The sequence below is a fragment of the Brevundimonas sp. genome, assembly GCF_016463485.1.
GTDB lineage: Bacteria > Pseudomonadota > Alphaproteobacteria > Caulobacterales > Caulobacteraceae > Brevundimonas.
In genome coordinates, this window is the sequence record NZ_JAEMRD010000146.1 from 1 (window position 1) to 8020 (window position 8020).

General features: G+C 68.0%; 7 protein-coding genes. 4 read left to right on the plus strand and 3 right to left on the minus strand.

The features are described from left to right. From JHC99_RS15785 to JHC99_RS15795, 3 genes are all read left to right on the plus strand, one after another. A partial coding sequence (locus JHC99_RS15785) for a mechanosensitive ion channel family protein (protein WP_292155448.1) occupies positions 1-843 on the plus strand: 843 nt, incomplete at its 5' end. 4 nt (positions 844-847) lie between these two features. After that, the gene (locus tag JHC99_RS15790) at positions 848-1864 is read left to right on the plus strand and encodes a low specificity L-threonine aldolase (protein WP_292155450.1); all 1017 of its coding nucleotides are present in this window, start codon (positions 848-850) and stop codon (positions 1862-1864) included. A gap of 97 nt (positions 1865-1961) precedes the next feature. Beyond that, on the plus strand, positions 1962-3803 hold the full coding sequence (locus JHC99_RS15795; protein WP_292155453.1) for an ABC transporter ATP-binding protein/permease: 1842 nt from the start codon (positions 1962-1964) through the stop codon (positions 3801-3803). 1 nt (position 3804) lies between these two features. Here the strand turns inward: JHC99_RS15795 and JHC99_RS15800 are convergent, their stop codons facing one another. The 3 genes from JHC99_RS15800 to JHC99_RS15810 form a co-directional block, all read right to left on the minus strand. Next, positions 3805-4287, minus strand: a complete 483-nt coding sequence (locus JHC99_RS15800) for a chemotaxis protein CheE (protein ID WP_292155455.1) — start codon at positions 4285-4287, stop codon at positions 3805-3807. Next, the gene (locus JHC99_RS15805) at positions 4284-4859 is read right to left on the minus strand and encodes a response regulator (RefSeq protein WP_292155456.1); all 576 of its coding nucleotides are present in this window, start codon (positions 4857-4859) and stop codon (positions 4284-4286) included. The genes JHC99_RS15800 and JHC99_RS15805 overlap by 4 nt, the downstream gene beginning before the upstream one ends. A gap of 63 nt (positions 4860-4922) precedes the next feature. Beyond that, entirely contained in the window at positions 4923-5873 is a 951-nt protein-coding gene (locus tag JHC99_RS15810) for an acetyl-CoA carboxylase carboxyltransferase subunit alpha (protein WP_292155459.1), read from the minus strand. A gap of 590 nt (positions 5874-6463) precedes the next feature. Between JHC99_RS15810 and JHC99_RS15815 the strand changes: the two genes are divergently transcribed. Continuing rightward, positions 6464-8020 (plus strand): M10 family metallopeptidase C-terminal domain-containing protein (locus JHC99_RS15815; RefSeq protein ID WP_366927843.1); only part of this gene is annotated, 1557 nt, incomplete at its 3' end.

Here is an 8020-nt window from a genome sequence, read left to right on the forward strand (position 1 = left end):
ATCCTGGTCGCCACCGTCTTCGCCGCGCGCTGGGCCTCGTCGGCGACGCGCAAGGGTCTGAGCCGGGTGCGCGGCTTCCGCCACGACCCGACGGTGCTCAGCTTCGCCGTGCAGGTGGTCCGCGTCGTCGTCCTGTTGATCGGCTTCATCGCCGTGCTGCAACGGCTGGGGGTCCAGACGACCTCGATCATCGCCGTGTTGGGCGCCGCCTCCCTGGCCGTCGGCCTGGCCTTGCAGGGAACTCTGTCGAACGTGGCGGCGGGCATGATGCTGCTGATCCTGCGGCCCTACCGCGTCGGCGACCTGATCAATATCAACGGCAATATCGGCAAGGTCACCCGGCTGGACATGTTCACGACCCAGATGGTCGATGCCAACAACGTCAAGATCGTCGTGCCCAACAAACTGGCCTTCGACGACACCATCCTGAACCTGTCGGGCCAGAAGACCCGTCGCATGGAGCTGAAGATCAGCGTGGGCTACGGGGCCAACCTCAGCCAGGCCCGCGACGTGCTGGTCGCGGCGGCCGCCGGCATCGAACACGTGCTGAAGGACCCTTCGCCGTGGGCCGGCGTGACGGACCTGCTCGACAGCGGGGTCGAGGTGACGCTCCAGGCCTGGACCCTTTCCGGCGACTACTGGCAGGCCCGCGCCGACGTCTTCCAGGCGGCCAAGGAGGCGCTGGACGCGGCCGGAATCGAGATCCCCTTCCCGCACCAGGTCGCCGTCCCCTATGGCCCCGAGCGAGAGGTGTCGACCTATCACGAGGGGGCGGTGCGACCGCGCACCGGCCCGGCTGACGAGACCTCCGCCGACCACCGTGAAGACCCGAGCGAAAGCTGACCCCATGCGTTACGATTTCGGTTCCGACAATACCGCCGGCATGGCCCCCGCCGCCCTCGAAGGGGTCATCGCCGCTAACGCGGGGTTCGCCCGGGCCTATGGCGCCGACGACATCACCGCACGCGCCGCCGACCAGATCCGCGCCCGCCTGGACGCCGACGCCGAGGTCCGGTTCGTGTTCAGCGGTACGGCCGCCAATGCCATCGCCCTGTCGATGCTGGCCTTTCCGTTCGAGGCGGTGCTGGCCCACCACGCCGCCCACGTCTGCACCGACGAGACCGGCGCGCCCGGCTTCTTCGGTCAGGGGCTGGGCCTGATCGGCCTGCCGGGCCTGTCCGGGCGGATTGACGAGACGGCGTTGCTGGCCGCTCTCGAAGAGCCCGAGGTCGGCCATCGCCAGCCCGCCGCCGCCCTGTCGCTGACCCAGTCCACCGAATACGGCACCGTCTATTCCGAAGAGGAGTTGCGCCACCTGATCGAGCCGGTGAAGGCCCGCGGCTATGGCGTCCACCTGGACGGCGCCCGCCTGGCCAACGCCGCAGCCGCGGGCTTCGACCTGACCCGGATCGCACGGTTGGGCGTCGACGTCCTGGTCTTCGGCGGGGCCAAGGCCGGGGCCAACTGTGCCGAGGCCATCGTCCTGTTCGACAAGAGCCTGGCTCGACGCCTCGACAACCGCCTGAAACAGGCCGGCCAGACCGCCTCCAAGGCCCGCTTCCTCGCGGCGCCCTTCCTCGGCCTGCTCGAGAGCGGCGACTGGGAGGGCGGGGCAGCCCACGCCAACCTGATGGCCCTGCGTCTGGCCGAAGGCATCGCCACCCGGTCCCCCTTCGTTCTGGCCCACCCGGTCGAGGCCAACGCCGTCTTCGTCCGCATGCCCGAGGCCGCCCACGCCCGCCTCAACGCCCTCGGCTGGGCCTGCTACCGCTTCGACGACGGCTCGGTCCGCTTCGTCTGCTCCTGGGCCACCCGGGGAGAGGCGGTGGACGAACTGCTGGAGGCGATCGCGGGTCTCAACTGACCGCTTTCGCCGGGCGGCGACACAGCCCATATGGCTCCCCATGACCATGAGAGGCGTCGAACGCGGGGGCAGAAGCCGGGACCCCGATACCAAGGCCATGATCGGCAAGCCTCCGACCGACAAGGTCGAGGATCCCAATACCCTCGCGGCCCTGACTGATCTGGTGCGGCTGGTCGGTCGGTCCGAGGCACCGCAGTTGCGCCTGCGGCTGGTCCTGTCGATCCTGCTGACCCTTGGCGGCAAGGCACTCGGCGTCGTGGCTCCCCTGGTGCTGGGCGCCGCCGTCAACCATCTCGCCCGCGATCAGCCGACCGAGGTCGCCATCGGCCTGGGCTTCGCCGGGTTCGCTGTGGGCTGGGCTTTGGTCCGCTTTCTGTCCTCGGCGGCACCCCAGATCTCGGACGTGGTCTTCGCACCCGTCCGGGCGGCGGCCCAGCGGCGAACGGCGGCCGAGACCTTTGCCCACGCCCTGAACCTGTCGCTGGACTTCCATCAGACCAAGCGGTCGGGATCCCTGTCGCGCACCGTCGACCGGGGCTCGCGGGCGGTGGACTTCCTGCTGCGCATCCTGGCCTTCAACCTGATCCCCACCGTGTTGGAGCTGGTGATGGCGGCGGCTGTGCTGGGGGGCAAGTACGACTGGCGCTTCGCGGCCGTGGCTGTGGTCGTGGTGGTGATCTACACGGGCCTGACCTTCGGCATCTCCAACTGGCGGATCGAGCACCGGCGCACGATGAACGCGGCCGACACCGAGGCGGCCGGGCTCGCTGTCGATGCCCTGCTCAACTACGAGACGGTCAAGTCATTCGGGGCCGAGACCCGCGCCGCCGCCAACTATGACCGGGCGCTGGGCGTCTACAATCAGGCCTCGCTGAAGGCCAATACGTCCCTGGCCCTGCTGAACGGGGTCCAGGGCCTGATCATGAACGTGGGCCTGGGCGTCATGGCGGTCATGGCCGGGTTCGAGGCGGCGGCCGGGCGGATGGGTCCGGGCGACGTGACGGCGGCCGTGCTGATCATGATCTCCCTCTATGCGCCGCTGAACATCCTGGGCTTCGCCTATCGCGAGATCCGACAGTCGCTGATCGACATGGAGGAGATGCTCAAGATCACCCGCCAGAGCCCCCAGGTCGCCGACGCCCACGGTGCCCCGGACCTGCCGCCGCCGCGCGACACGCGAGGGGCTTCGGTGGTGTTCGAGCAGGTGTCGTTCCAGCACGATGCCCGGGCCAACGGGCTGGAGGACGTCAGCTTCGTCGCTGCGCCGGGCACGACGACGGCCCTGGTCGGACCGTCCGGTGCCGGCAAGTCCACCATGGTCAAGCTGGCGTTGCGCCTGCTGGATCCCCAGGGCGGACGAGTGCTGATCGACGGTCAGGACATGCGCGACGTGACCCAGGCTTCGCTGCGCCGGGCGGTGTCGCTGGTGCCCCAGGACGTGGCCCTGTTCAACGACACCATCCGCACCAACATCGCCTTCGCCCGTCCCGAGGCCGACGATGCGGCGATCTGGGCGGCGGCGGAAGCGGCGGAGCTGGCGGCCTTCATCCGCGCCCTGCCGGACGGGATGGAGACCCGCGTGGGTGAGCGGGGCCTGAAGCTGTCGGGTGGCGAGCGTCAACGGGTGGGCATCGCCCGGGCCCTGCTGGCCGACCCCTGCGTCCTGATCCTGGACGAGGCGACCAGCGCGCTCGACAGCCGTACCGAGGCGGCGATCCAGAAGACCCTGCGTCGGGCCCAGGCGGGCCGCACGACCCTGGTCGTCGCCCACCGTCTGTCGACCATCGCCGACGCCGATCAGATCCTGGTCCTCAAGGCCGGGCGGATCGTCGAGCGCGGGGCCCACCACGAACTGGTGGCTCGGGTCGGGGGGGAGTACGCCTCGCTGTGGAAGAAGCAGACGCGGGGTGCCCGCAATCCGGTTCCCGCCGTCGAATAGGTCAGTCGGCCGACGCGCCCGGGATCTTGTGCGCGAGCACCTGGGCCAGGCTGTCCAGGATCTGGCGTCGGGTATCGCCGGCCTCGGGCGGCAGGGCGAGGATCAGCTGCATGGCCTGGGCGTGGACGGTGACGATGCGCCAGTCGAACGGTTTGTCCTCGGGGGCGGCGTCGACCAGGTCGCACAGGCTGGAGGCGGCGGTACACAGGTCGTCCCGCTGGAACGGGTGGGCGGCGTCGATGACCGCGCTGGCCAGTTCATAGGCCTTGGCCCGACGACCCAGCGCCTCCGGGCTGTCCGGCTCAGGCGGGACCAGGGCCATCAGGGCCGCCACCCGGTCGGCGACGATCTCCATGCCCCGGGCCTGCAAGGCCTGAACATTGTCCCGCGCCTGGGTCAGGGCGACGCCGACGCTGATGCCGCCGGGCGCATTGATCATGCTCGACAGGCGCGAGGTGCGGGCGATGGTCAGGACGACGCTCATGAGGCGCTCTCCGCGGCCTCGGCCGCCTGTTGTCTGTTGAATGCGGCCAGCTTGCGCATGTCGCCGCGCCGCTCGTTCTCGTCGCGGGGCGTGGCGTCCTTCAAGCGGCGGTCGGGGCCCCGATAGTCGCCGACCTGCAGGAAGGGGCGGGCGTCGCGGGCCACCCAGATAAGCCGTTGCAACAGGCTGGCGGGGCTGAAGGGCTTGGTGATCAGGAAGTTGGCCCCGCAGTCCCGCACGTCGCCGACCTTGGTCTTGCGGACGTGGCCGGCGGTCATGATGATCGGGACGAAGGCGTTGGGCTCCAGGTTCGAGTTCCGCACCCAGCGCACCAGATCCTGGCCGTCCATGCCCTGCATCTCGGTATCGACGAACACCAGGTCGACCGTGTGCTGCTTGAGGACCTCCATCGCCGCAGCGGCGGTGGAGCAGGTATAGCGCGCCTGCACGCCAAAGCCGCGCAGGGCCGCGACGGTCAGCTCCATGCTGAAGGGCGAATCGTCGACGACCATGGTGACGGCGTCGGTGAAGTTGAAGACCGCGCTTTCGCGCAGGTTCTCGGAAAAGCTCATGGACGACGCCGGTACTGAAGATTCCGGAACGCTGTCAGACCGCGATGGAGAAGCGGTTAACGCCTAGCCCAGACGACCGATGGCGTAGAACCGATCCGACCGCTGCTTGCGCAGGGCGGCGGCGTCCAGGGGGCTGAGCGCGGCCAGTTCCTCGGAGATGGCGTCGCCGACGGCATCGACGGCGGCGGTCGGGTCGGCGTGGGCGCCGCCGACGGGTTCGGGGATCAGGCGATCGACGATCTTGAGGCCCAGCAGGTCCGGGCCGGTGATCTTCATGGCCATGGCGGCGTCGCGGGCGCGGGCCCCGTCGCGCCACAGGATGCCGGCGGCCCCCTCGGGCGAGATCACCGAATAGATGGAGTGCTCCAGCATCAGCACCTTGTTGGCGGCGGCGAGCGCAATGGCACCGCCGGAGCCGCCTTCGCCGGTCACCGTGGTGATGAAGGGCACGCCCAGCGTCAGGCCGCGCTCGGTCGAGCGGGCGATGGCCTCGGCCTGGCCGCGCTCCTCGGCCCCCAGGCCCGGATAGGCGCCGGCGGTGTCGACGAAGCTGAGCACCGGCAGGCCGAACCGGTCGGCCAGGTCCATCAGGCGCACCGCCTTGCGATAGCCCTCGGGTCGCGCCATGCCGAAATTGTGGGTGAGGCGGGTGGCGGTGTCGTGGCCCTTTTCATGGCCCATGACGACCACGGCCTGGCCCCGGAAGCGGGCGAGGCCGCCCAGGATGGCCTGGTCGTCGCCGAACTGGCGGTCGCCGCGAAGCTCGACATAGTCGGTGAACAGCTGGTCGAGGTAGTCGATGAAGTGGGGCCGTTCGGGGTGGCGGGCGACCTGGGTCTTCATCCATGGGTCAAGGTCGGCGTAGGTCTTGCGACGAAGCTGATCGGCCTTCTTCTTCAGGCCCGCGATCTCGGTCTCGAACGAGCCCGAGGTCGAGCTGAGCAGACCCAGCTCCTCGATCTTCTCCTCGAGCTCGGCGATCGGCTTTTCAAACTCGAGATAGTGGGTGGCCATGGGGCGTCCGATGAGGCGGGCGGGGAGGCCACGCTGGAAGCGGCGGAACCTAGTGCCGGTAACGTCTTCGGGCAAGCGGGGGTTCAGAAGAGGCGGAAATCCGGGCGGGTCAAGGTGGAGGGGAGCGGTTCGGCCGGCGAGTCTGCCGGTGTTCGACGGACCAGGTGGCGGAAAAGCGGGTCTGAAAGGTCTGAACAGTCTGAATATGTAAGGCAAGCTTGACGCTTGCGGACTGTCCGGACTCGAAAAACAGCGTCCGAAGAGTCCGAAGAGTCCGAAGAGTCCGAAGAGTCCGGACTCCTGTGCCGTCCGGAGCGGAGGGGCTGATTGTCAAAGACCGGGGCGAGGCCGCAGTCTACCACGGCCGGGAGGGGCGCCAGTTCGAAGGCCTCGAGAATCGCCCAATCCCTTGTGGCGCAAGGGATTGGGCGGCCGAAGTTGGAAAGTTCAGCGGGGTCTCGCGGGACGATAGCCGGTCTCGACCCGACGCAAGGGCGCCGCGTCGCGCGGGCGTACCGGCGATCCCCCTATCGTGAGTTGAAACCGTCACGGACAAGCGGCTAGGCTGTTCTGAAACAAGGATTTCCACCATGCCGACCTTCACCGGAACCGCAGGCGACGACGTTCTGACCGGCGGGGAGGGCGATGACGTTCTGCTTGGGCTGGATGGTACTGACACCCTTCGGGGTGGGCGCGGCGTGGATCGGCTGACCGGCGGTACGGGTGGGGACGGTTTTGTGTTTGCCGTCGGCGACTCGATCGCCGGGGCCACGGATGCGATCCTCGATTTCCAGACCGGGACCGATAGGTTGGTGCTGGAAGATCTTCGCCCAGCCGTCAATGACCTCGGGGTGTCCGTGACCCTGGCGCGGACGGGCGATGGCGGTACACTGGTCTTTGCCAATCACACCTCTGGACCCCAGACCGTCATCGGCGTCACCGGCACGATCCAGGGCACCGATGTCGTCGGCGGACAGGCGCCGGTAAGGGTCTATATGCTCGGCTCCGATGGAGCCGACATCCTGATCGGCAGCGCGGGCGCCGATATATTGAATGGCGGTGCGGGTGATGATGTCCTGATCGGGAGCTCAGGGGATATCATGAGAGGCGGTGCCGGCGTTGATCAGTTCATTCTTCAGGCGGGATCTTACAAGTTCGAAGATTTCGATTCGGGCATCGATACGATCAACGTGACCGCGACTGCGCCGACGCGGATCAACGTGCAGGTCTACGATAATAATTTCTGTCTGATCAGTGCGCACGGCGCCTCGGAGTCCGTCTATATCACCGCCTACGGTTCAGCGGCGGGTCCGGTCCAGCTTTCGGACTTTCTGCTCGCCGATCGCACGAACGTTTCGATCACAATCAGCGGTTCCCGCGTCGGGGAGCGGCTCGTCGGCGGCTTGGCGAACGATAGCCTTAGCGGGCAAGGCGGCGATGATACGCTGATCGGCGGCGGCGGATTGGACACGCTGAGGGGTGGAACGGGGGCGGATACCTTCGCTTTCGCGGCGGGGGATTCGACGGGGACGGCCATCGATTCCATCGCGGACTTCCAGACCGGCTCGGACCGGATCGTGCTGGAGGGGACGGTCACCGGGCTTACCCTGGTTCGTGTTGGCAACTTCGCCACCTTGCTTTTCGCAGACTACGCCTCGGGGCCCCAGACGGTGATCGGCGTCAACGGCACGATCCAGGCGGGTGATGTTTTCGGCGCGGACGGACTGGTGCTGCGCGCCAATATGGTCGGTTCGGACGGGTCGGATGTGCTGATCGGATCGGGTCTGGCCGACACCATCGACGGCGGTGCTGGTGACGACACCCTGCGCGGCGGCCAGGGGCTGGATCAGCTTACGGGCGGCTCAGGCGCAGACACCTTCGTCCTCGCGGCGGGCGATTCCATCGGAACGGCCATCGACTCCATCGCCGACTTCCAGACGGGGATAGACCGCCTGGTCATCGAGGGTGCGGTACCCGTGGTCAGCAACCGGCTCAGCATCGTGCGAACTAACACCGGCGGCAGCCTGATCTTCGCCAATCATACGTCCGGACCCCAGACCGTTATCGGCGTCAACGGCACGATCCAGGCGGGCGACATCTTCGGCGACAATGGCATGGTGCTGAATGCCTACATGGTCGGGTCAGAC